Origin of the sequence: Streptomyces sp. NPDC048507, from assembly GCF_043199995.1 — a bacterium.
Classification (GTDB): Bacteria; Actinomycetota; Actinomycetes; order Streptomycetales; family Streptomycetaceae; genus Streptomyces.
Genome location: NZ_JBICWZ010000014.1, coordinates 24,824 through 49,855 on the forward strand (window position 1 = coordinate 24,824; position 25,032 = coordinate 49,855).

13 protein-coding genes are annotated in these 25,032 nt (G+C 74.0%); 4 read left to right on the forward strand and 9 right to left on the reverse strand.

The annotated features are described in order from the left end of the window. Positions 1–114: 114 nt before the first annotated feature. Positions 115–288, reverse strand: a complete 174-nt coding sequence (locus ACGFXC_RS29700; protein ID WP_393717892.1) for a CsbD family protein — start codon at positions 286–288, stop codon at positions 115–117. Positions 289–455: 167 nt separating this feature from the next. Here ACGFXC_RS29700 and ACGFXC_RS29705 point away from each other — a divergent pair, with 167 nt between their 5' ends. Continuing rightward, positions 456–1,850, forward strand: coding sequence for an oxygenase MpaB family protein (locus ACGFXC_RS29705; RefSeq protein ID WP_393717894.1), 1,395 nt, complete (start codon positions 456–458; stop codon positions 1,848–1,850). A 50-nt stretch (positions 1,851–1,900) separates the two neighbouring features. Here the strand turns inward: ACGFXC_RS29705 and ACGFXC_RS29710 are convergent, their stop codons facing one another. From ACGFXC_RS29710 to ACGFXC_RS29730, 5 genes are all read right to left on the reverse strand, one after another. Continuing rightward, the gene (locus ACGFXC_RS29710) at positions 1,901–3,151 is read right to left on the reverse strand and encodes a cytochrome P450 (RefSeq protein WP_393717896.1); all 1,251 of its coding nucleotides are present in this window, start codon (positions 3,149–3,151) and stop codon (positions 1,901–1,903) included. A gap of 82 nt (positions 3,152–3,233) precedes the next feature. Beyond that, positions 3,234–4,877, reverse strand: a complete 1,644-nt coding sequence (locus ACGFXC_RS29715) for a phytoene desaturase family protein (protein WP_393718054.1) — start codon at positions 4,875–4,877, stop codon at positions 3,234–3,236. 38 nt (positions 4,878–4,915) lie between these two features. Beyond that, positions 4,916–6,604 (reverse strand): phytoene desaturase family protein, encoded by a 1,689-nt coding sequence (locus ACGFXC_RS29720; protein ID WP_393717898.1) that lies wholly within the window; start codon positions 6,602–6,604, stop codon positions 4,916–4,918. After that, positions 6,594–16,253, reverse strand: a complete 9,660-nt coding sequence (locus ACGFXC_RS29725) for an amino acid adenylation domain-containing protein (protein ID WP_393717900.1) — start codon at positions 16,251–16,253, stop codon at positions 6,594–6,596. Before ACGFXC_RS29725 ends, ACGFXC_RS29720 begins: the two co-directional genes overlap by 11 nt. A gap of 97 nt (positions 16,254–16,350) precedes the next feature. Continuing rightward, entirely contained in the window at positions 16,351–17,217 is an 867-nt protein-coding gene (locus ACGFXC_RS29730) for a sterol desaturase family protein (protein WP_393717902.1), read from the reverse strand. 294 nt (positions 17,218–17,511) lie between these two features. Here ACGFXC_RS29730 and ACGFXC_RS29735 point away from each other — a divergent pair, with 294 nt between their 5' ends. Next, positions 17,512–18,249 carry a VOC family protein gene (locus ACGFXC_RS29735; RefSeq protein WP_393717904.1) on the forward strand — a complete coding sequence of 246 codons (738 nt, stop codon included), beginning with the start codon at positions 17,512–17,514 and terminating at the stop codon, positions 18,247–18,249. On the opposite strand, the gene ACGFXC_RS29740 is transcribed toward ACGFXC_RS29735, so the two are convergent. Next, entirely contained in the window at positions 18,236–19,465 is a 1,230-nt protein-coding gene (locus ACGFXC_RS29740) for a hypothetical protein (RefSeq protein ID WP_393717906.1), read from the reverse strand. The genes ACGFXC_RS29735 and ACGFXC_RS29740 overlap by 14 nt on opposite strands. Before the next feature lie 222 nt (positions 19,466–19,687). On the opposite strand from ACGFXC_RS29740, the gene ACGFXC_RS29745 reads away from it, so the two are divergent. Next, on the forward strand, positions 19,688–20,122 hold the full coding sequence (locus ACGFXC_RS29745; RefSeq protein ID WP_393718055.1) for a MarR family winged helix-turn-helix transcriptional regulator: 435 nt from the start codon (positions 19,688–19,690) through the stop codon (positions 20,120–20,122). Here the strand turns inward: ACGFXC_RS29745 and ACGFXC_RS29750 are convergent. Together ACGFXC_RS29750 and ACGFXC_RS29755 are read right to left on the reverse strand one after the other, a co-directional pair. Further along, the gene (locus tag ACGFXC_RS29750; protein WP_393717908.1) at positions 20,083–22,227 is read right to left on the reverse strand and encodes an MMPL family transporter; all 2,145 of its coding nucleotides are present in this window, start codon (positions 22,225–22,227) and stop codon (positions 20,083–20,085) included. The two genes, ACGFXC_RS29745 and ACGFXC_RS29750, sit on opposite strands and share 40 nt — an antisense overlap. A gap of 122 nt (positions 22,228–22,349) precedes the next feature. After that, positions 22,350–23,972, reverse strand: coding sequence for a CHASE3 domain-containing protein (locus ACGFXC_RS29755; RefSeq protein WP_393717910.1), 1,623 nt, complete (start codon positions 23,970–23,972; stop codon positions 22,350–22,352). A 116-nt stretch (positions 23,973–24,088) separates the two neighbouring features. On the opposite strand from ACGFXC_RS29755, the gene ACGFXC_RS29760 reads away from it, so the two are divergent. Next, entirely contained in the window at positions 24,089–24,862 is a 774-nt protein-coding gene (locus tag ACGFXC_RS29760) for a response regulator (RefSeq protein ID WP_393717912.1), read from the forward strand. Positions 24,863–25,032: the final 170 nt, after the last annotated feature.

The following is a 25,032-nucleotide window of genomic DNA, read 5'->3' on the forward strand; positions in this document are numbered from 1 at the left end:
GGCGAACCGCGGCGACATCCCGGCGGGGCCGGTCCCGGCGGCAGCCCGCGGCGAAGCCCCCGGCCCGGGGGGATCGGGCCGGGGGCTTCGCCGCGCGGGGAGACCGGGGGCCGGTCAGTGGCCGAAGGCGTCCTTCGTCTTCTCCTTGGCCTGGCGGGCGTCGCCCTTGGCCTGCTCGACGCGTCCTTCGGCGGTCATGCGCTCGTTGCCCACGGCGCGGCCGACGGTTTCCTTGGCCTTGCCCTTGGCCTGCTCGGCGGTGGCCTTGCTCTTCTCGGTGCCCGACATGGGGACCTCCTCGTCGTCGTCGTACCGGATCGGTCGTGAACGCTCGTCTGCTCACATCCGCCGCCCGCAAACCCCTCCACCGCGACAACCGGCCCGCCCGCCCGCCGCAACCTCATCCCCACGCGCGCCGTTGTCCCCCTGTTGGCCCCGTCCCCCAGGAGCACCGCGTGACGCCGAACCCCCTTCCCACCCCCGACGGCCTGCTGCGCCGGACCCTCGGCGAATGGCGCATCGGGCTGGTGGCCTGGCGGCTGCTCGTCCTGCAGACCGCGCACCCCGCCGTCGCGGCCGGCACCGCCCGCTACTCCACGTACCGGGCCCATCCCTGGCGGCGCATCGAGCACACCATGGACAGCGGCAGCCGGCTGTTCTTCGCCTCGCCCGAGGAGCGCCGCCGCGAGGCCGCCCGGCTGGAGCGCGCGCACCGCCGGATCCGCGGCACCGATGACGCCGGCCGCCCGTACGACGCCCAGGACCCCGAGGTCCGGGCCTGGGTGATGCTCACCTTGTACGAGGCCATGACGGCCATGCGCGAACTCTCCGGCGATCCGCTGGCCCCGGCCGAACTCGACTCCCTGTACGGCGAGTTCAAGGAGGTCTGCACCGTCCTCGGCATCCCGGGCGAGGTCCTCCCGGCGACCGCGGCCGACGTGCCCGCCCACGTCGACCGGACCGTCCGCGAGGTCCTCGAATACGGCGACCAGGTCCGCTACCTCCTCCACGACATGCTGCGCGAGGCGCCCGCCCCCCGCCGGCTCGGACGGCTCGCGCCCGCCTGGCCGCTGCTGCGCGCCGTGGCCGCGGGCGTGCTGACCACCCTGACCGTCGCCGACCTGCCGCCGGCCTGGCACGAGCGGTTCGCCGTGCCCCGGACCCGGACCGCCGCCGCCCTGTCCTGGACGGTGCACCGCGGTATGCGGCAGGTCATGACCCGCCTGCCGGACCGGCTGCGCTACCGCACCCACGCCGGCGCGGACCGGCAGCGGCCCGCGCCCCGGCGCCTGCCCCGGCCCCGGCCCGCCGCCGACTCCCGCCCGGCACGCCTGGAGGCGTTCTTCCGGCAGGTGCTCGACCAGACCGGCGACGGGCGGGTCGACTCCGCCGACCTCCAGGCGATGGTCCACAACGTGTGCTGGCAGCTGGAGCTCCCGCCCGCGCAGGAGGACCGGCTCTACGCCGCCTTCGAGGGATGGTGGCGGCACCTGCGCGCGGGCATGGACGCGGACGGCGACGGCGCGGTGGACTGCGCCGAGTTCGTGTCGGCGGTCCTCGCGGGGACCGACCGGGACCCCGCCTACCTCGAACAGGGCCTGGGGCCGGCGGTGCGCGCCCTGTTCCGCGCCGCCGACACCGACGGCGGCGGGTACCTGTGCGCGGACGAGTACCGCGTCCTGTTCGGGGGTCCCCGGGTCCACCCGGCCGAGCTGAACGACGCCTTCCGCCAGCTGGACGAGGACGGCGACGGCCGGATCAGCGAAGCGGAGTTCGTCGCCGCGTTCACCGACTTCTTCACCGCCCGGGCGGACACGTCCGCGGGCACGGCGCTCCTGGGCCGCCCCTGACACCCGCCGCGCACGGGCGTCCGTGACCGCCCGTCAGCCGGCCCCGGTCCTCACCAGGCGACGGGCAGGGACCGCAGCCCGCTGAAGAACTCCTTCGACCGCCACCGCAGCTCCGCCTCCGGCACGGCCAGCCGCAGGCCCGGCATGCGCGCCGTCACGCGCTCCAGCGTCGTCTGGAGTTCCAGGCGGGCCAGGTGGGCGCCCAGGCAGTAGTGGATGCCGTGCCCGAAGCTGATGTGCGGGGTCCCCGGCCGGTCCAGCCGGATGCGGCCGGGCTCCGGGAAGGCGGCGGGGTCGTGGTTGGCGGCAGCCTGGGAGACCACGACCGGTTCCCCCGCCCGGATCAGGACGCCGCCCACCTCCACGTCCTCGGCGGCGTAGCGGGGCAGGGTGAGTCCGTTGAGCAGTGGGACGAGCCGCAGGAGCTCCTCGACGGCGCGGGGGACCAGCTCGGGCCGGGCCCGGACGGCCGCCAGCACGTCGACGCCGTCCGTGCCGTCAGCGCCGTCAGCGCCGGCCGTGCCGTGCGCGCCCGCCTCCCGGGGGAGCAGCAGGACCGCGAAGAAGTTGGCGATCTGGTTGGTGGTCGTGACGAAGCCCCCGATCAGGATCTCGTTCAGCAGCCCCGTCAGTTCGTCGGTCGTCAGGGCGCCTTCGTCGCGGGCCCGGACCAGCACCGTGATCAGGTCGTCCGCCGGGGTACGGCGGCGGGCCTCGATCCAGCCGTGCATGCGGGTGAAGAAGTCCTCGGCGTGCCGCTGCACGGCCTCGGGCGTCACGCTGCCGGAGCAGACGGTGTCCGCCCACGCGCGGACGGCCGGCTGGTCGGCGTCGGGGACGCCGGTGAGTTCGCAGATGAGGGTCATGGGCAGCGGGAAGGCGAGGTCCTCCACCAGGTCGGCGGGCGGACCGGCCGCCACCATCCGGTCGAGCAGGCCGTCGGTGACCTCCCGGACGTGGCCGCGGAGCCGCTCGATGCGGCGCGCGGTGAACTCCTTGGCCAGCAGAGCGCGCAGCCGGGTGTGGTGCGGGGCGTCGAGCGCGATGAGGCCCCCGCCGGCCCGGGGCATGGGACCGATCCGGGGCTGGTCGCGGCGGACGGCTTCGGCGAGGCTGAGCCGGGGGTCCGACAGGACGGCGCGGACGTCGTCGTAGCTGGTGGCGAGCCAGGCCTCGTCCCCGTACGGCAGCCGTACGCGCACGGGCGGCCGGTCGCGCAGCTGCCGGTAGCCCTCGGGCAGGCCGAGCCCCGCCGTGGTCCAGAACGGGTAGGCGAGCGGCTCCCGGGAGGGGCCCGGCACGGAGCCGGGGCACCCGGCGGGAGCGGGCGGAGCGGGCGGAACGGGGCGGGCACGGGACGGCACGGTCACGGAGTTGCCTTTCTCAGCGGTGCGGGCCGACGCGGATGTCGACGTGGGTCGGTGGGGGCGCGCTGGTGTCGACGGAGGCGGTGAAGCCGATCCCGTCGTCCCGGCAGATGAACTGCACGACCTGGCGTCCGGCCGCGGCCGCGCGGATCAGGCCGCCGGTGGTGGCCCACACCCCGGAGAGGTAGAAGTTCCCCAGGCCGGGCAGGACGGGACCGTTCTTCTTGACGAGTTCCTCCATCGCCTCGCCGCTCTCCACGAAGGGCTGCCAGCCGAGGAAGGTGCCCTCGAAGGCGTTCGTGTAGCGGATCTGGGTGAGGGGGGTGCAGGTGTCCCGCACCACGACGGAGTCCTTCAGCCCCGGGTAGAGCGCGTCGAGGAAGTCGACGACGGCGTCCCTGGTGCGCCGCTTCGCCAGCGCGTACGCCTTGCCGCGCCGCACCGGCAGGGTGTGCAGCTCGGTCCCCCTGCGGGGCCGGCTGAGCCGCTCCGGCCCCTCGGCCAGCTCCCGCCAGGGGGCGGTGTCGGAGAAGTAGGTGGCGTAGACGACGCCGGTGCCCTCGGGCGAGAGCTCGGGGTAGAAGCGGTTGCGGAACTGGACGTTGAGGCTGGGGTGACGGATGCCGGTGAGCCGGGCGGCCGTCGCCTCGTCCAGCAGGTGGGTGGTGGTGGGATCGGCGTCCTCGAACGGCCGCCGCAGACCGAGGAAGACGCTGGCGTAGCCGGGGAAGACCATCCCCGGCCGGTGCAGGGTCTCCCGGTAGAGGGTGGCGTACTCGCCCTCCAGGTAGCGGCCGTCGAGCAGGCCGAGGAGCGTGGTGGGTCCGTCGCAGGCCGAAACGACGATGTCCGCGTGGTGCTCCCGGCCGTCGGAGAGGCGCACGCCGACGGCCCGGTCGTCCTTGACCAGGATCTCCTCGACCATGGCGTTGTAGGTGACCTCGCCGCCGAGGGCCAGGTAGCGCTGTTCGATGGAACGGGCCAGCCCCAGCGAGCCGCCCTCGGGCACGCCGGCCGACCGGTGGGCCTGCGCGGCCATCTGGAAGTAGAACGGCAGCACGGGGAAGCCCGGGTGCTTCTCGTACAGGATGTAGTTGAAGGCGTCCCTCAGCAGCGGGTCCTTGAAACGGGTCGAGTACTCCGTCATCAGCGTGGACATCGAGGTGCGGAAGAGGTTGAAGTACGGCAGGAAGCCGGCCAGCATCCGCCAGCGCTCCCGGCGGCCCATCAGCGGCACCGGTTTGAGGAAGGGGTACGCCGGCAGGCAGGCGATGAACTTGCGCAGTCCCGCGCAGAAGGACCGGATGGCGCGGGCATCGGGCGGGGACAGGGACAACAGATGGGCTTCGAGCCGGTCGGGGTCGCAGTAGAAGTGGACGGTGCGCCCGTCCCGGCCCCGGACGGTGTTGAACACGTCGAAGTGGCGCATCTCCTTGCCCTGGAGCGCGCCGAGTTCGAGCCAGATCTGGTGCATCTCGTTGCCCGGGCCGTTGCCGAGGAGCCAGCTGATGCAGGCGTCGAAGGTGAAGTCGCCCCGGCCCCAGCCGGTGCAGCAGCCCCCGGGGATCTCGTGCATCTCGAAGACGCGGGTGCGGTAGCCGTTCATCTGGGCGTACGCACCGGTGGAGAGGCCGCCGAGCCCCCCGCCGATGATGATCATGCTCTTCCTGCGTGCCGTCGTCACGGTCACCTGATCCGTCACCTCACCCTGCGGTTTTCGAGCTGGGGCAGCCGTCCGAGCCGGTCCGGATGCCAGGGGACCGTGCCGCCGCTCTCCCAGGCCCGGAAGTCCAGACCGAGCTCCCGGCACAGGTACTGGGTGACGAACCGCCCGCTGGCGGCGGCGCGGATCAGGCTGCCGCCGCCGAACCACTGGCCCGCCAGGGAGAAGCCGTCCAGGCCGGGCAGCCGCATCCGGTCCTTGTTGATGAGGCCCGTGATCACGTCATCGGCCGGGGTGAAGGACTTCCAGCCCAGGATGCTGCCGCCCCGCACGCCCGTGTAGCGCTCGGTGGTCGTCGGGGAGGCGACGTCGACGACCTCGATGTTCCGGCCGATGCCGGGGTGGTGCCGTTCCAGGAAGCCCCGGACGAAGTCGGCGGCCTGCTGCTTGCGGGCCCAGTACGCCTTGCGGTCGGTGCTCCGCAGCCGCTTCCACGGCTCGTAGTCGCTGAAGTAGGTGCAGTGGACGACGGACTTGCCGGGCGGGGCGAACCCGTCGGAGTAGCGCGAGCGCATCTGGACGACGAGGCTCTTCTGCAGTACGCCGGGCAGCGCCGCGCTGTCCTCGTCGGAGAGCAGGTAGGTGGTGCTGTGCCGGGCGGCCGGATCCAGCTCGCCGTCGAGCCCGACGAACACCGAGACCACCCCCGGGTAGAGCACGTCAGGGCGGCTCATCATCTCGCTGTACAGCTTGTCGATCTTCGGGCTGGTGTACCGGCCGCCGAGCAGCCCCTCGATGGTGGTGACGCCGTCGCAGGCGGAGACCACGTGGTCGGCGAAGTGCCGCTCCCCGCCCCGCAGCTCCACTCCGACGGCCCGGTCGTTCTCCACCAGGACGCGCTCCACCCGGGCCCGGTAGTCCACACGGCCGCCGAGCGCCGTGTACCGCTCCTCCACCGACCGGGCCAGACCGAGCGAACCGCCCTGCGGGAAGCCCGCGTTGAGGTGGTAGGCGCTGGCCATGTTGAACAGGTAGGGCAGCAGCGGGAAGACCTCGTGGTCCTGGAAGAAGATGAAGGGGAAGGCCCGGCGCAGCAGCGGGTCCTCGAACCGGTCGCAGAACTTCTCCATCCGGGTCACCGCGGTGCGCCACAGCAGTGCGAAGGAGGGCAGGACGGCCCGCAGCGTGGCCAGCTTCTCGCCCGCGGACTGCAGGGGCGGCGGGGTGAGGAAGGGGTAGAGGTTGATGCGGGTGAAGCGCCGCAGGTCGCGGCAGAAGGCACGGATCGGCCGGGCGTCGCCCGGCGAGATCTCCAGCAGGTGCGCTTCGAGCCGGTCGGGGTCGTTGTAGAAGGTGACCGAGCGGCCGGTCTCGTCGGTGACGGTGTTGAACATCTCGAAGTTCGCGATCGACTTGCCGTCGAGCGCGCCGAGCTCCCGCCAGACCCTGCTGGCGTCGTTGCCGCGCCCCGTCCCGGTCAGCCATTCGATGCAGTAGTCGAAGACGTAGTCCTGGCGCGACCACGCCGTGCAGCAGCCGCCCGGCAGGACGTGGCGCTCGAAGATCCGGGTCTCGGCGCCGCTCATCTGGGCGTAGCAGCCGGTGGAGAGGCCGCCGATGCCCGCGCCGATGACGATCACCCGGGGCGCCGCTCCCGGCCCGCGGCCCCCGCGCGCGGACCACGGGCCCCGGTCCTCCCATACGGGCCTTTCGTTACGCGCCATCGGGCACCCCGTCCGTGCTGTCGTCGTGCCGCGGGGCAGCGGGACGCTCCCGGCGGGGGGTCGCGGGGCCGTCGTCGAGCGCGGAGGCCACGAGGGCCGCGTTGCGCCCGGCCGGCTTCTCGTCGAGCATCTCCGCGTGCAGCCCCGCGCCGCGCACCAGACGGCTGACGGTGGTGGAGGCGGTGTGCCAGCTGCCGCGCCGGCCGGCCGCGTAGAACTCCGCCTTCGCCTCGTCGCAGATCACGGTGACGGTGGCGCTGACCGCCCCGTGGTTCGGGGTGCGCCCGCAGTACTCCAGGTAGTCCCTGGCCTGTTCGAGGGTCTGGGCGGTCACGGTCTCGGAGTTGGTGTGCCGGCGCAGGTGGTCCCGCAGTTCGCGCTCGAACGCCTCGGTGTGCTCGGTGGCGATGCCGTACTCCTCCTCGATGCGGTACGAGTCCATGATCACGACGTGGGCCACGTCGCGCCCCCTGCCTTCGAGCTCCTTGGCGACCTCGAAGGCGAGGTTGCCGCCCAGGGAGTAGCCGAGGAGGTGGCACGGGCCCTCGGGGAGCAGTGACTCCACGAGGTCGGCGTAACGGGTGCGCTTGTCCCCGTCGACGTGGTTGAAGGCGACCAGCTCGTACGCCCCCAGGTGGGCGGCGAAGTGCCGGTAGACGAGGCCGTGACCGCCGGCCGGCGGGAAGCAGAAGAGGACCGGGCCCCGGCCCGTGTTGAAGGTCAGGTGGGAGAGGCTGCCGGAGACGCGGCCGGTGACGATGTCCTCGACCGTGCGCGCCATGCCGTGCAGGGTCGTCACCTTGAAGAGCCGGCCGACCGGGATCGCGATGCCGAACTCCTGCTGGAGCCGGTGGATCAGCTCGATCAGGGTGATGGAGCTGCCGCCGGAATCGAAGAAGTCGGAGCGCAGGCCGATGTGCGCGAGGCCGATCACGGCCTTCCAGTGGGCCGCGACGCGTTCCTCGTAGAGCGTGACGGGTGGTTCGTGCCCCTCCTGCCCGGCCGCGGCCCGGGGTGCGGGCAGTGCGTCCGGGTCCACCTTGCCGTTCGGGGTCAGGGGGAGGGCGTCCAGCGTCTCCAGATGGGCCGGGATGAGGTACGTGGGCAGGTGGGCGGCGAGGTGGTGGCGCAGGGCGCGGGTGTCCGGATCGGTGCCCGGCGCGCGCACCACGTACGCGCAGAGAACCGGTTCGCCGCGGCTGTCGGTCCGCACCAGGGCGCAGGCGCCCGCGACTCCGGGCAGGGCCGTCAGCAGCGACTCGATCTCCCCCGGCTCGATGCGGTGGCCGCGCAGCTTGATCTGGGCGTCGGCCCGGCCGGCCAGGTGGATGCGGCCCCGGGCGTCCCGGCGCGCCAGGTCACCGGTGCGGTAGAGCCGCTCGGGGACGGCGCCGGGGCCCCGGTCCAGGGTGACGTCGACGAAGCGGCGGCCGGTCTGCTCCGGGTCGCCCGCGTACCCGAGCGCCAGCCCGGCCCCGCCGGCCCACAGTTCGCCGGTGACCCCGGCCGGGACGGGCTGCCGGTGGGCGTCGAGGACGTGCAGCACGCAATTGGGCAGCGGGGTGCCGATGGGGACCGTGCCGTTCGGGTCGAGACCGTCGGCGGGGCCGTCGAAGCAGGCGCTGTCGACGGTGGCCTCGGTGAGCCCGTAGGAGTTGACGACCCGGGTGCCGGGGCCGCACAGCGCGCGCAGCCGTTCGTACTCGGCGACCTTCCACGTGTCGGAGCCGACGATCAGCAGCCGCATGAAGTCCAGCCGGTGGCCGCCCTCCTCGCAGTGGGTCATCAGCGCGCGGACCACGGCGGGGACGAACTCGGCGCGGTCGACCCCCTCGGCGGTCATCGCCTCGTACAGCCGCGCCGTGTTCAGGAGCAGCTCGCGGTCGGCGAGGACGAGCCGGCCCCCCGAACACAGGGCGCGCACCAGATCGCCGGTGAACACGTCGAAGGCCACCCCGGCCAGCTGCAGGTGGACGCCCGGTCCGGCCTGCGGCCCGTACTCCTCGCGCCAGGCGGCGCAGAGGGCCGAGAGGGCGCCGTGCGACACCACGACGGCCTTGGGGCGGCCCGTCGATCCGGACGTGTGGATGACGTACGCGGGCGCGTCCGGGCCGACGGGCGCCTCCTCGCCGGGCGCTCCCGGCGCCTCCTCGCCGGGAGCCGCCCCGGCCGGCGCCGCTCCGGGGTCCCGCGCCATCACGTCCGTGAGGAACCCGGCGCCGGGCACCTCGAGCCGGCCGGCGCCCGCCGGGTCGGTGAGGACCAGGCACGCGGCCGCGTTGCCCGCCATGAAGGCGAGCCGCTCCGCCGGGTGGTCGGGATCCAGGGGCAGGTAGGCGGCCCCCGCCCGCAGGACGGCCAGCAGCGCCACGATCAGCTCGGGCGACTTCGGCAGGCACACGGCGACGACCCCGCCCGCCGCCCCCCGGGCCCGCAGCCGCCCGGCCAGGACGCCCGAGGCGCGCTCCAGTTCCGCGTAGGTCATGTGGCGGGCGGCCGCGCGCGTCCCGGCGACCGGCACCGTGACCGCGACCGCGTCCGGGGTACGGGCCGCCGCCCGCGCGAACAGGTGGTGCACCGGGGCCTCGGGGGGCAGCAGGGCGCCCCGGGCGGACGGGCCGTGCAGGATCGCGTGGCGCTCGTCCGCGCCGAGCATGTCGAGGCCCGACACCGGACGCCCGCCCGGAGCGCGGGTCAGCGCGTCGAGGAGGTTGCGGTAGTGCCCGGCGAGCCGGCGGGCCGTCTCGGGCCGGAACAGGTCGGTGTTGTACTTCAGGACGCAGTGGAAGCGGCGCTCCGCCTCGTCCTCGTACGCCGACAGCGTCAGGTCGAACTGTCCCTCCTCTTCGGGGAGTTCGATGTAGTCGAGGTGGTATCCGTACTGCTCCGAGGACACCTTGTGGGCGAGCAGGATGAACATGGCCTGGAAGACCGCCGAGCGGCTGGGGTCGTGCTGGAGGCCGAGCTTCTCGACCAGCAGGACGAAGGGGTACTCCTGGTGGTCGATCCCGCCGAGCACCGTCTCGCGGACCTGGGCGAGCAGGCCGGCCACGGTCGGATCACCGGCCAGGTCCGCGTACAGCGGCAGCGGATTGACGAAGTAGCCGTACACCGAGGCCAGGTCCTCGTCCGTCCGCCCGGTCACCGCGCTGCCGACGACGACGTCGTCCTGACCGGAGTGGCGGTGCAGCAGCAGGTAATAGGCGCACAGGAGCACCATGAAGACGGTCACGTCGTGCTCGCGGGCCAGGGCGTGCACCCGGCCGCTGAGGTCCTCGTCGAGGACGAAGAACTCCGAGGCGCCGTTGTGGGTCTGCACGAGGGGCCGGGGCGTGTCGGTGTGCAGGCTGAGCGGTGGCACCTCGGCGGGCAGCGCGCCGCGCCAGTACTCCAGCATGCGGTCGGCCTCGGGGGAGGCCAGGAACCGGTTCTGCCGGTTGAGGAAGTCGACGTACCGGCCCCGGACGGGCGGCAGGACGACGGGGCGGCCCGTGCGCATGCCCTCGTACAGGGCGAGCAGTTCCTCGATGAACGTGAAGGTGGAGATCGCGTCGGAGACGATGTGATGGACCGCCTTCATGAGCACCCAGCGGTCCGGGCCGCGCCGGAAGAGCCTGAAGCGCATCAGCCGGTCGTGCGCGAGGTCGTACGGCCTGCGGTACTCCTCGACGATCAGCTCGCGGATCTCCTCCCACGCCAGGCCCTCGACGTCGAAGACCGCCGTGTCCGGCTCCACGGCGGCCGAGACGGTCTGGAGCGGACGGCCGTCCTCCATGGTGAAGTTGGCCCGCAGCACGGGGTGGCGCTCCACCAGGACGCGGACGGCGGCGGTCATCAGCTCCGGATCGATGGCGGTACGGACCTCGACGGCCCCGCCGATGTTGTACGCGAAGCCGTCCGGGTGGAGCTGCTTCAGGAACCACAGGGCCTTCTGGTTCTGGGTCAGCGGGTGGCGGGAGGGGTCCGTGTGGACCTCCACCCCCGCCGGGGCGTCCGGGGCCGCCGCCCGCGCCGCGAGCTCCGCGGTGGCCGCGTGCAGCTGGGCGGTCAGCTCGCGCAGCGGCGCCCCGCTGAGCAGCGCCACGACCGGGAGCGCGATCCCGGTCGCCGCCTGGATCCTGGCCCGCAGTTCCATGGCGAGGAGCGAGTCGATGCCGTGCGCGCCGAGTCCGGCGTCCGGGTCGAGCCGGTCGGTGCTCATGCGCAGCACGGCCGACGCGCAGCCGAGGAAGAGCTCCGCGACGAGCCCGGCACGTTCCTCCTCGCCCGCGGCGGCCCGGAACCGGTCCAGGTAGTCGCCCTGCCCGCCGTCGCCGCCGGTGCCCGTGGCGGCCTGGCCGGCCGCGGCCGCCGCGGCCTCGGCGGCGAGCTCCGCGACCAGCGGCGGCGGCGAGGGGTACCAGGCCAGGAACGTCTTCCAGTCGACGATGGTGGCGATGACGAGCTGGGCGCGGTCCTGGCCGAGGACCCGCTCCAGGACGGCCGTGCCCGCGCCGGGGGAGAGCGAGCTCATCCCCCGGACGGCGCGGTAGTGCTCGACCAGGCTCAGCTCCTCGATCATGCCGGTCGCCCAGGGGCCCCAGTCCAGGCTGAGCGCGGGCATCCCCCGGGCCCTGCGGTGATGGGCCAGGGCGTCGAGGAAGGCGTTGCCCGCGGCGTAGTTCGACTGGCCCGTGGTGGTCAGCAGGGACGCCACGGAGGCGAACAGGACGAAGTGGTCGAGCGGCTCGTCGCGCAGGTGGTGGTGCAGGAGCCAGGCCCCCGCGGCCTTCGGGTCGAAGACGGCGTCGAACGTGGCGCGGTCCACGGCCCGGACCGGCGTGTCGCGCACGTGTCCGGCGAGGTGGAAGACGCCCCGCACCGGGGGAGCGTCCCGGTCCCGGTACGCGGCGAGCCACCGCGTCATGGCGTGTTCGTCGCAGATGTCGAGGGCGGCGTGGACGGGGTGGGCGCCCAGGGCCTCCAGTTCCTTGACGAAGCCGACCGGGGAACTCGCGGGGGAGTCCTGGCCGAGGGAGCGCCAGGTGGCGCGGTCGGGGAGTTCCGTGCGGCCGACGAGGATCAGGTGCCGGGCGCCCCGGTCGACGAGGTAGCGGCACAGCAGCCGGCCCAGTGCGCCGAACGCCCCGGTGACGAGGTACGCGCCGTCCGGGCGGAGCCGGGGAGGGAAGGGGCGGGTGAGGCCCTCGGGGCGGCTGAGGCCGCTGATGAGGCGACGGCCGCCGCGTAGCGCGACCTCGTCCTGGGGCCGGCCCGGAGCGGGCGGGGCGAGGATCTCGCGGAGCAGGGCCTCGGCATCGGCCACCGCCCCCGCGTCTCCCGCCCCCGCGTCTTGTGCCCCCGCGTCTTCCGTCCCGGCGTCTTGGGCCCCGGCGTCCGCCGCCGGGAGCGGCAGGTCGATCAGCTTGCCGCCGTGCGCGGTCAGCTCCTGGTGGCGCAGCACCCGCCCGATGCCCCAGACGGGCGCGCCGAGGGGTTCCACCGGTTCCCCGGGGACGGCCGCCTGGGCACCCCGGGTGACCAGGTGCAGGGCGGCCGGCGCGGACCGCTGCCCGGGGTCGTCCTGGAGGGCCTGGGCCAGGGCGACCACGGAGTAGGCGCCCAGCGTGCCGTGCGCGCCGAGGTGTGCGCGCCCGGTGTCCGCCAGCGCGGGCAGGTCCAGGTTCCACAGGTGCACCACGGTGCCGGGGGACGCCCCCTCCGCGGCGAGGTCGGCCAGGAGCCTGCGCAGGTCGTCGGCGCTGCCCGGGACCACCCGGGAGGGGTGCCCGTCCCGGCCGAAGGCGTAGCCGTCGCCCGGCCGTACGAGGTGGCAGCGCGCGCCGCCGGTCGCCGCGAGCGCGGCGAGCCGGTCGGCCACCGCGCCGGGCCGGTCCGCGAACAGCAGCCAGTCGCCCCCGGGCGCCGGGTCCGCCTCCCCGCGCGCACCGTCCGCCTCCGGCGGGGCCTGCGTCCAGGTGAGCTCGGCGAGCCAGCCGTCGATGGTGGGCACGCCCACCGTGGCCGACGCCCGCTCGACGTCGGCGGCGCGGAAACCGCGGACGTGGCCGAGGGGCTCGCCGTCCTCGGTGTAGAGGGCGATGTCACCGACGAGTTCGTCCTGCGCCCGCCGGGTGACGGTGGCGTGCGCCCACAGCGGCCGGTCCCCGATGGGGACCGTGCGCACCGCGTCGATGCCGAGCGGCAGCAGCATCCCGCCCCCCGGCCCCGGCTGCCCGGGCGCGTCCGCGTCCGCGACGCCGTCCGGGACGCCGTCCGGGAGACCGGCCACGAGGAGGGCCTGGAAGCAGGAATCGAGCAGGACCGGGTGGACGTGGTGTCCGGCGGCGCCGCCGGCGGACGCGGGCGGCCGGATCAGGGCGAGCGCTTCCCCGCGCGTCCGCCAGACCTCGGCGATGCCCCGGAACGCCGGACCGTACTCGTACCCCAGGGCGCTCAGCGTGCCGTAGCAGGCGGCGGCGTCCAGGCGCCGGTCCGCCCGCGCCCGTACCGCCCCGGCGTCGAGCGGGGCGCCACGGCCGGCCGGGGCGCCGCCGCGCACCACACCGCGGGCGTGCACGGCCGGAGCGTCGCCCTCGGTCGCCACGGTGAAGGCGGAGCTCTGCGCGGAGAGCGACAGCTGGACGGCGCGGGGCGCGTCGTCGGGCAGGAAGAGGGCCTTGAGCAGCTCGATGTTCCCCAGCTCGGCGTCCGCGGCGCCGGTCAGGGCCCGGACCGCCTGGTACGCCATCTCGACGTACCCGGCCGCGGGGAACAGCGTCCTGCCCTGGATGCGGTGATCGGCGAGGTAGGGCGTGGTCTCCACGTCGAGCGCCACCTCCCAGGCGGGCTCCGCGGTGGCCAGGCGCCGTCCCAGCAGCGGGTGGTCGACCCGGCCCAGCCTGACCTGTGCCACGGGCGCGGGTTCGGTCCAGTACCGGTCCCGCTTCCACGGATAGCGGGGCAGCGGCACCCGCCGTCCGCGCGGGTGCAGCACCTCCCAGTCGACGGCGCAGCCGAGGGCGTACAGGGAGGCCAGGGAGGTGGTGAAGCGCAGGGCCTCGTCCTCGGCGCGGCGGATCGAGGGCAGGGTGGTGACCGTCTGGTGCGGGCCCCCGGCCGCGCCGGCGGGATCGCCGCCCCGGGCGGCGGAGCACTCCTTGACCGAGTGCCCCAGCACCGGGTGGGGGCCGATCTCCAGGAAGGTGCGGTGTCCGTCGTCGATCATGGCACTGACGGCCGCCCGGAACCGGACGGTGTGCCGGACGTTGTCCCACCAGTAGTCCGCGTCGAGTTCGGGCCCCTCGGCGCGGCCCTCCCGGCCGGTCAGGTAGAGGGGCAGCCGCGCCGGGCGCGGCTCGATCCCGGCGAGCTCCGTCAGCAGCTCGGCCCGGATCTCCTCCATGCCGGCGCTGTGGTAGGGGACTTGTACGTCGAGGAACTTGGCGAACACGCCGTCGGCCTGGAGCCCCCGCGCGTACTCGACGAGGGCCGCGCGCTCCCCGGCGAGGGTCAGTGCGCCGGGGCTGTTCACGGCGGCGACGGACAGCCGGTCCCCGAAGGGCTCCGCGCGCCGCGACGCCTCGTCCTCGGGCAGGCCGACGGCGAGCATGGTGCCCGTACCCGCGAGCCGGTGCTGCAGGCGGCTGCGGTGCAGCGCGATCCGTACGGCGTCCGGCAGGCTGTAGACCCCGGCCTCGTAGAACGCGGCGATCTCGCCGGTGCTGTGGCCGACGACCGCGGACGGGTGGACCCCGTGGGCGTGCCAGAGGGCGGCGAGGCCCACCTGGACGGCGAAGTTGGCGGGCTGGGCGAGCCAGGTCTGCGCCATCCGGGACGCGTCCTCGGCGGCGTTCAGTTCGGCCGTCAGCGACCAGCCGGCCTGGGCCACGACCTCCCGGTCGACGGCCTCGACGGCGGCCCGGTAGACGGGCGAGGACTCGAACAGCTCGCGGCCCATGGCCCACCACTGCGGCCCCATGCCGGTGAACACCCAGGCCGGGGCGGGCTGTTGACCCTCGCGGCGCCGGCCGAGGAGCACCCGGGGGTGCTCCTCGCCCCGGCCGTACGCCGCCAGCGCCTCGTCCAGATCCTCCCGCGACCGGTACACCACGGACAGCCGGGCGTCGTGGTGCTGGCGACGCCGGGCGAGGGAGTGGGCGAGGTCCGTGAGGGAGACGGGCTCCGCCAGGCGGGACCGGACGGCCCCGGCCAGGTCGGGCAGCACGGAGGCGTCGTGGGCACTAAGGGGCAGCACGCGGAACTGCAGGCCCCCGGCGAGGTCCCGGCCGGGAAGGCCCGGGGCCGCCGGAGCGGGCTCCGGCGCGGGCGCGGGCGCCTCTTCGAGCAGCACGTGCGCGTTGGTGCCCCCGAAACCGAAGGAGTTGACGCCCGCGCGGGCCGGCCCCTCGTGCGGGGGCCAGGGGGTGACCCGGTCCGGGATCCCGTACGGTGCGGCGTCCAGGTCGATCGCCGGATTGACGCGTTCCAGGTTGATGTGCGGCGGGATCAGCCGGTGTTCGAGGCTGAGGGCGGTCTTGATGAGACCGGCGATGCCGGCGGCGGACTCGGTGTGCCCGATGTTCGTCTTGACGGAACCGACGTAGCACGCGGCACCCGGCTCGCGCCCGACGGCCAGCGCCCGGGCCAGCGCGTTCGCCTCGACCGGATCGCCGACCGGGGTGGACGTGCCGTGGGCCTCCACGTACTGCAGGCTGCCCGGCGTGATGCCGGCCCGGGCGCAGACCTGCTCGATGAGGGCGGACTGGGCGTCGGCGCTGGGGACCGTGATGCCGTTGGTGCGCCCGTCCTGGTTGACGCCGGTCTCCGTGATCACGGCGTGGATCGGGTCGCCGTCGCGCACCGCGTCCGCGAGGAGCTTGAGGGCCACGATGCCCACGCCCTCGGCCCGGACGTAGCCGTCGGCCGCGGCGTCGAACGTCCGGGAGCGGCCCTCGGGCGAGAGGAACCCGCCCTTCGTCTCGGCGATGGTGTACTGCGGCGTCAGGTGCAGCAGGGTGCCGCCGGCCAGCGCCAGCGAGCTCTCGCCGCGGCGCAGGCTCCCGCAGGCGAGGTGCACCGCCACGAGCGAGGAACTGCAGGCGGAGTCGATGGACAGGCTCGGGCCCCGGAAGTCGAAGCAGTGGGAGAGCCGGTTCGAGACCATCGTCATCATCGTGCCGGTGGCCGTGTGCGCTTCGAGGGTGTCGAACCGCAGGTCGGAGAACTGCAGGATCTTGTAGTCCAGGGTGAACGCCCCGACGAACACGCCCACGTCGCGCCCCGCCAGTTCGGCCGGCTTCTGTCCACCGTCCTCCAGGGCCTCCCAGGCGACCTCCAGGAGCTTGCGCTGCTGCGGGTCCATGGCGTGGGCCTCGCGCGGGCTGATCCCGAAGAAGGCCGGGTCGAACTCGTCGAAGCCGTCGATGTAGCCGCCGCGCCCGCCCACGAGCCGCCCGGGTTTCGCCTTGTCCCTGCTGCCCAGGCCCGCGACGTCGTAGCGGTCGGCCGGCGTCGGGGTGATGCAGTCCCTGCCCTCGATCAGGTTGCGCCAGAAGGACCGGTGGTCGTTCGCGCCGCCCGGGAAGCGGCAGCCGATGCCGATGACGGCGACCTTCTCGGGGGGCGTTGCGGGAGTGACGGGCGGGGACGTACGGGCGTGTGCAGGCATGAGCGTTCCTTGAGTCGCGAAACGGGCGCACGGGAAGGGAGCGGCGCGCGCCGCACGAGCGTGAGCGGTCGGGGGGGCGGGGAGGAGCGGGGACCCGTCACCCGGTGGAGCGGCGCCAGGGGTGGACGAGCGTGGTCAGGACGCGACCGGTGGGGGGGAAGGCCCGGGGGTCGGTCAGCCCGACCGCCTCCGGCTCACGGCCGGGACGCCAGGTGAAGGTGCCGAAGAGTCTGTCCCATACGGAAAGGTCGGAGCCGTAGTGACCGGCCTCGGACAGATCGGTGCTGTGGTGCAGCCGGTGCTGCTCGGGACCCACGAGGAGGTGGTTGAACGGCCCCAGCCGCACCCGGATGTTGGCGTGGACGAAATAGCCCTGGGCCACGACGAACAGTCCCACTCCGAAGACGGCGCGCTCGGAGAACCCCACCAGCGCGAGGGCGAGCTGGACGAAGCCCTGCGAGATGATCACGTCGGCCACGTGGTTGACGCCGTTGTTGGCGACGTTGACCTTGCCCGGTACGTGGTGCACCCCGTGCAGCCGCCACAGCCAGGCGTAGGTGTGGCCGGCCCGGTGCACCGCGTAGCTCGCGAGGGAGCCGAGCAGGAGCGCCAGCGGGATCTCGCCCCACAGCGGGAGCACCGGGTACGGATCGGCCACCGCGCCGACGGCCAGGAGCACCAGGCTCTGGCCGAGCGCGCCCCCGACGGCGGTGAGGACGTAGTACACGGCGTAATGGCCCCACTCCCGCCGGTCCGGCTGCCACGAGGGGTCATAGGGGATCAGGAACTCCAGCACCACGAGGAGTCCGAGCACCGCGAACTGGAAGAGGAAGGTCGTCGTGCCCGGTTCCCACCCGCGCCATTCGGTGACGGCGAAGACGGTGACGGCGGCGAGCAGCAGGACCGGCTGGGCGGCCACTGCCAGTGCGTCTCGCGCCGATAACCGGGGCATGGCACTCCTCATCGAGGGGGTGGAGGAAGGGATGACGGAACTCCCGGCGCGACGAGGGCCGGGGAAGTGATCACAGTATGTAGCTCACTGGATACGCACTGCAACCATCTCTCGCCCGGCGCACGGTGTCCCCGGCCCCCGGTTCCGTGAATCGCGCACTCCCCGGGCCTGCGACCGGAACTGTTCTCAACCCTGCATGTTTCACGCTGTGTTGACGTACGTGCTAGATGAATCGATTCGCCGCGTCCGCGCCCCCCCGCGCCGGCGCTTGCCGGCCGGGCGGCGGGTGCTCGTAGGATCCACGGCATGGCGACACGACTCGTACAGATCACGATGAAGGCCCGGGACGACGCGGCGCTCGGCCGGTTCTGGGCGCAGGCGCTCGGCTGGGGCGTCGACAGCGAGGGGCCCGGGGTGACCAACCTCGAACCCCTCGGGTTCGCCTACCCCGGCCCCACGGCCGTCTGCGTCGACATCGTCGCCCGCCCCGAACCCAAAACGGGCAAGAACCGCGTCCACCTCGACCTGGCCACCACCTCGGCCGCACATCACGCGGAACTGGTCGCCCGCCTGACGGAGCTCGGCGCGACCCCCGCCGACGTGGGCCAGGGCGAAGTCCCCTGGACGGTCATGGCCGATCCGGAGGGCAACGAGTTCTGCGTCCTGGAGCCGCGCCCGCTCTACCGGGACACCGGCCCGGTCGCCGCGGTGGTGGTCGACTGCGCCGACCCCCGGGAGATGGCCCGGTTCTGGGGCGCGGCGATGGACTGGACGGTGCACGAGGTCACCGACGACAGCGCCACCATGCGCTCGGCCCAAGGCGTCGGTCCCTACCTGGAGTTCGTCCGCACCCCCGAAGCCAAGAACGGGTGGAACCGCGTCCACCTCGACGTCCGCCCCTACCCGGGCGGCGACCTGGCGCAGGAGGCGGAGCGGCTGCGCGGACTGGGGGCCACCGACCCCGGCTTCGACCAGTCCGCCCTCCACTGGACGGTGCTGGCCGACCCGGAGGGCAACGAGTTCTGCCTCCTCACCGCCCGCTGACGGGGACGGGCCGGGCGCGGACCACCAGCGGCCGGGAGAGGACCGTGATGGCGACGGAGGCCGCGGCCACGGCGGTGATGGCGGTGCCCGGCGCCAGGTGCTGGGCGGCGCCGCCGGCGAGCGCGGCTCCGATGCCCTGCCACGTCATCCGGCCCGCGGACTCGACGCCCTGCACCTGGCCGCGGACCGGATCGGGCGTCAGCTCCAGCAGCTGCTCCTGGAGCGGCAGGGTCGCGGCGAACCCGGCACCGGCGAGGAACACCGCGGCCGCCGCCACCAGCACGGGCGGGTGCGCGGCGAACAGCAGGTAGGGGACGGCGAGCAGCAGGCGCAGCCCGAACGCGCAACGGCGCCGCTGCCCGGCGGTGAGCAGCCGTCCGACGGTCAGGTCGCCGAGGAGCATGCCGGCCGATCCCGCGGCCAGGAAGGCGCCGGCGTGCTGGGGGTCGTAGGAGATGAAGAGGGCTTCGCAGCCGACGACCAGGCCGTTGGGCACCCACAGGTTCAGCAGCAGGGCGCGCTGGCCGGCCTGGGAGAAGAGCTCGCGGTTCGTCGTCCAGGTCCGGCGCAGCCCGGGGCGCCGGGTCAGCCGGATCGAGCGTTCGCGGACGGTCGCCGCCACGATGACCAGTGCGGCGCCCGTCAGGGCCGTCGCGGCGACGAACACCCCCTGCGGGCTGAGGAAGCGCAGCAGGACGGCGCCGAGTGCGTAGCCCAGGACGGCCATCCCGCCCGAGGTGATGTTGATCAGCGACCGTGCCAGTGCGTACGCGGACACCGGCACCACCTCGGCGAGCAGCCCCATCCGCGTGCCGGTGCCCAGGGACTGGAAGAACCCCAGCACGAGGAGCAGCCCGAACCGGGCGGCGAGCGGCAGCCCCGGAACCGCCTGTGCGGCGGCGCCGAGGAGGGAGACGCACTGCAGTGCGACCAGGGTGCGGCGGGGACGGTTCCCGTCGGCGACCGACATCAGCGTCAGCGCGCCGAGCACCGTCGCGAAGGTTGCGCCGTACATGCTCACGGCCGTCAGGAACGGCGAGTGGGTCTGTCGGCTGACCAGCGTGCCGAGCGCGAAGCCCGACAGGGTGCCCGCGGCGGCCGTCAGGGTCGAGCTCGCGTAGAGCCCGGCGAACTCGCGGTTGCGGAGCAGGCCGCGATAGCCGGGAGCAGGGGGAGCGGTGGGAAGCGTGCAGGACGCGGAGGTGTCGGAAGGCATAAAAAAAGCCTCCGGGCGCACCCGTTGGGGCGCCGAAGGCAGCGGAACCATTCTAGCAGCCGGACGGGCTTCCCCGCGGCCCCGCCACACCGGCCGTCACGGCGGTCCCGGGCCGACGGCGGCGGGCCGGGCCCGGGATAGTCTGTGCCGGTGGCGGAGAGCGAGCGGCAAGGCGACGACGATTCCCGCGGCGGGGCCCCCGGCGGCGCCGACGCGCGGCTCATGGACATGGCCCGTCACCTGCGCCACGTCAACGGCGAGATGAACGCACTGATCCACCGTTTCGCGGGCGAGCACGGCCTGCACGCCACCGACGTCCAGGCCCTCGGCGCCATCCTCGACGCCCCCGCCCCCCTGACGCCCGGGCGTCTGGGCCGGCGCCTCGGCCTCACCTCCGGCGCGGTCACCTCCTGCCTGGACCGCCTGGAGAAGGCGGGCCACGTGCGCCGGGTCCGGGAGAGCGCCGACCGGCGCGTCGTGCACCTCTACTACGAGCCCGCGGCCCGGCTGGTGGCCGCCGAGCACTTCCGGTTCCTCGCGCGGGCCACCCAGCGCGCCCTGGAGCGGGCCGGCCAGCAGGACGCGTCCGCCGCCCTGAGGTTCCTGGACATCCTCGGTCAGGAGTTCTCCGCGGGCGAGCGGACCGCCGCGCCCTGACCGGCCCGGACGGCTGACCCGTCCGACAGCCGCCCCGGCCACCAGGCCTTCGGGCCGATGTCCAGCACCAGCGCGGGCACCAGCAGGGAGCGGACGAGCAGGGTGTCCATGAGGACGCCGAAGGCCACGATGAAGGCGATCTGGACGAGGAAGGCCAGCGGAATGACGCCGAGGGCCGCGAAGGTGGCCGCCAGGACGACGCCCGCCGACGTGATCACCCCGCCCGTCGCCGTCAGCCCGCGCGTCACGCCCTCCCGTACCCCGTGGCGCAGCGACTCCTCCCGCACCCGGGACATCAGGAAGATGTTGTAGTCCACGCCGAGGGCCACCAGGAACACGAACCCGTACAACGGGACCGAGGCGTCCGCTCCGCTGAAACCGAAGACGTGCCGGAACACCAGCGCGGAGACGCCCAGGGTGGCGAAGAAGTTCAGCGCGACGGTCGCGACCAGCAGCAGCGGCATGACGAGCGAGCGCAACAGCCCCACGAGGATGAGCAGGATGATGACCAGCACCACGGGGACGATGAGGGTGCGGTCCCGTTCGGCGGTCCGCTGGGTGTCGTAGGCCTGCGCCGTGTACCCGCCCACCACGGCCTCGGCCCCCGCGACCGCGTGCACCGCGGTTCGCAGCCGCACCACGGTGGCCTTGGCCGCGGCCGTGTCCGCGGGGTCCGCCAGGGTGGCGTCGATGCGCACCCGCCCGTCCGCGACCAGCGGGGGACCGGAGGGCGCTCCGTTCACCGAGGTCACGGAGACGGAGGCGACGCCGGGCGTCTTCCCGGCGCTCTCGCGCACGGCGTCGAGCCGGTCCGCGTTCGCGATGACGACGGCGGGATTGCCCGAGCCGCCGGGGAAGTGACGGCTCAACGCCTTCTGGCCCGCCACCGACGGCGCGTCGTTGACGAAGGTCTCGTCGAGCGGGACGCCCCCCGCGTGGAGCGCCGGCGCGAACGCCGAGCAGGCCAGCAGCCCGGCCAGGACCGTCACCCACACCCTGCGCGGAGCCCGCTCGACGAGGGCCGCCGTCCGGGCCCACAAACCCCGCGAGGCGTCCCGCGCCCGCACCGCGGCCGGCCAGTAGGCCGCCCGCCCCAGCAGGACCAGCGCGGCGGGCAGGAAGGTGAGGACGCTCAGCAGGGCGCACACGATGCCGATCGCGCCGACCGGACCCAGCGCCCTGTTGTTGGTCAGGTCGCTGAGGAAGAGGGCCAGCAGGCCCAGTGCGACCGTGCCCGCGCTGGCCGTGATCGGGCCCGCGGAGCGGCGCAGCGCCGCGCGCATCGCGGCGAAGCGGTCGCCGCCGTGTTTCCCTCCCGCGTCCTCCAGCTCCTCGCGGAAGCGTGCGGTCAGCAACAGGGCGTAGTCGGTGGCGGCGCCGATGACCAGGATCGACAGGATGCCCTGGACCTGTCCGTCCACGCGCACCAGGCCGGCGTCCGCCAGCGCGTAGACGACGGCGCAGGCCGCCCCGAGGGCGAAGACGGCACCGATGATGATCAGCAGCGGCAGCAGCACGCTGCGGTAGACCAGCAGCAGGATGACGAGCACGGTGGCCAGGGCCACGCCCAGCAGCAGCCCGTCGATCCCGGCGAAGGCGTCCGAGAGGTCCGCCCGGGTGGCGGCGGGCCCGGTCACCTGGACCGTGGTCCCCTCGACCTGCGAGGCGGCGGCACGGACCCGCTCCAGCGCCGCCGGCAGTCCGTCGGCCGGATCCGGCCGCAGCGGGACGACCGCCCGCAGGGCCGCGCCGTCCTCGGAGCGCAGGGCGGGGGAGGGGGCGCCGACGACGTCCGGCCGCCCCGCCAGCGCGGTGACCGCCGCGGTCGCCCGGGCCTGCTGGGCCGCCGTCACCGCGCCGTCCGCAGTGGCGGCCGTCCACACGACGATCGCGGGGAGGGTCTCCTGCTGCCGGAAGGCGGCCTGTTCGCGGGCCACGCCGGTGGACTCGGCGCTGCGCGGCAGGAAGGCGGCCTGGTCGTTGGTGGAGACCTCGCCGAGCCGGCCGGCGTAGGGGCCCAGCACCCCGCCGACGCCGAGCCACGCGACCAGGAGCAGGACCGGAACGAGCCATCGTGCCCGGGCCGTTGCGCGTGAGGGAGACATGCCGCTCCTGTGCGTTTCCTCGATGGGTGTATATCTTGAACATCAAGATATACACCCATCAAGCTGTTCTTGGGCCCGCCCCCACCCTCGTCCTCGCTCCCTGTGCTTCTCCCCGGGAGGCCCTACCGGATGCGCGGTGCGGAGGTGTCCTCCGCCTCGGCGCGCACGGCCTCCGTCAGAGCGGGGGCGTCCGTGCTCCGCGGAGTCTGGGGCGCCAGGGTGAAGACGATGCGGGCGCCGTCGCGGTAGTCGGGGTCGACGGTGATGGTGCCCCCGTGGAACTCGACGATCTTCTTGCACATCGCGAGTCCGATGCCGCTGCCGGAATAGGCGTCCTTCGTGTGCAGCCGCTGGAAGATCACGAAGATCTTCTCGGTGAACTCCGGCGCGATGCCGATCCCGTCGTCCGTCACCGTGAACCGCCACAGCGCGCCGTCCCGGGCGGCGGACACGTGAACGCGCGGCTCGGTCCCCGGCCGGCGGAACTTGACGGCGTTGCCGATCAGGTTCTGCCACAGCATGCCCATCTGCGTCGGATCGGCGGCGAGCGTCGGCAGCGGATCGTGGGTGATCACGGCGCCGGCCTCCTCGACGGCGACGCTCAGCGCGGACAGGGTCCGCTCCAGCGTCCGCTCCAGATCGACGTCCTGGAGTTCGTGGTGGACCCGCCCGACCCGGGAGAAGTCGAGGAGGTCGTTGATGAGGGTCTGCATGCGGTTCGCGCCGTCGACCGCGAAGGAGATGTACTGGTCGGCCTTCGCGTCGAGCTGCCCGCCGTAACGCCGCTGGAGGAGCTGGGTGAAGCTGGACACCTTCCGCAGCGGCTCCTGCAGATCGTGGGAGGCCACGTACGCGAACTGCTCCAGCTCGGCGTTCGAGCGCTGCAGGTCCGCCGCCTGCGCGTCCAGACGCAGCCGGGCCTCCTCCGTGAAGGCCAGCTCGCGCACCAGACGGCGCCGCATGAAGTCGATCTCCCCGCTCAGGCGCCGCAGGTCCGCCGGCCCGGTGGGGTCGATCGGGTGCTCGAAATCGCCGCCCGCGATGGCGCGCGCGTCGGCGCCGAGCCGCTCCAGCGGCGCGGTGACGCCCCGGCGCATCGCCTCGAAGACCAGGGCGGCGAGCAGGACGATCAACGCCGCGATCGTGGCGAACAGCCAGTTCCGCAGGCCCATCGTCGCCGCCAGGTCGGCCCTGGCCTGCGCCCGGTCCGTCCGCAGGCGTTCCTGCTGCCCCTTCAGGGCCGCCCGCAGCGCGTCGAAGTCCGCCTTGCCCTCCGCGGCGCGCTCGCCGGTCAGCGGCGAGGGCGAGCCGGGCGGTGAGGCGGCGATCGGGCGGGCGACCCTCTCCTGCCAGGTCTCGATGGCCTCCCGCACCTCCTTCAGGTCGCCGAGCGCGGCGGCGTCGCCCCCCAGGAGCCCCTCCAACTGCGCGACGTGGGCGTTCTGGTCGGCCTGGCCCTGCCGGTAGGGGGTGAGGAACTCCGGCGAGCCCGTGACGCCGTAGCCGCGGATGCCGGTCTCCTGGTTGAGCAGGGCCGACTCCAGCCGGTACGAGGTGGTCAGCGCCGGAGACCTGACGTCCACGAGCTCGTCGCTGATCGACGCCGTCCGTCCGAGCACCCAGGCGCCGACCGCGCCGAGCACGGCCAGGACCACCAGCGAGGCGGCCACCCCCGCGCGCAGCCAGTGCCGGGTCGTCCAGGTGGAAAGCCCCCGCGCACGCGGGGGCCGCTCGTCGCCGGTCATCTTCGTGAACCCCTCCGCAGTGGCCGCCGCCCCGGCAGGGTGCGGCCCGCACACTCTAGAGGTACTCCGACAACGTTTGTTGTCGGGGACCCGTGCCGGGCCGTAGGGTGCGGGTCATGCCTGGCAAGAACTTCGTCCTGCGGACCAGCCCGCAGGAAACGGCCGAGGCCGCGGACGCGGCGGTCGCCGGCCTGGTGCGCCGTCTGGCCCTGCGGCTCCTGGAAGCCCCCGAGCACCCGGCGTCGGACGATCCGGGCCGCGCCCTGGCCCTGCTCCACCTCCTGGACCACGTCCGGCAAGCCACCGAACGCCTGCAGGGCGAAGCGGCCGGGGCCGCCGCCCGCGCGGGCGCCGGCTACCCCCAGCTCGGCGCCGCCTGCGGCATGACCCGGCAAGGCGCACGACGACGCTGGCCGGGGCTCTTCAACCACTCCCACGAAGCACCCACGGAGCACCCGATGATGACCACCCCCGCCCGTCCCTTCGACGTCCTGCTCGTCGAGGACGACATGGCCGACGCCATGCTCATAGAGGAGGCCCTCTCCGAGCGCGGGGCCCGCAACCTGGTCCAGGTCACCGACGGACTCGCCGCCCTCGAACACCTCCGGGCCCCCGGCAGCGTCCGCCCCGACCTGATCGTCCTCGACCTCAACATGCCCCGGATGAACGGGCGCGAACTGCTCCGGGTCCTGAAGACGGACGAGGACCTCCAGACGATCCCGGTGGTCGTCCTGACCACCTCCTCGGCCCCGGACGACGTCGCGGGCGCCTACAGCAGCCACGCCAACGCCTACGTCACCAAGCCGGTCAACCTGGCGGACTTCGAGCAGGCCGTCCAGAGCATCGACGCCTTCTACCTCGACACCGCCACCCGCCCGCCCCGCACCTGAGCCGCGCGGCCGCACGACGCGAGGGGTCCGTCGTCGGGCCCCCTCCGCGGGAGCGCGCGCCGGACCCCGGCCCGGTCGCCGCTCCCGTCACCCGGACCTACGCTGGCGGTAGGGGAGCCGGCCGGGAGCCGCTCCCGCAGAGCACCGCGTCGCCGACGGCCCCCGCGCCG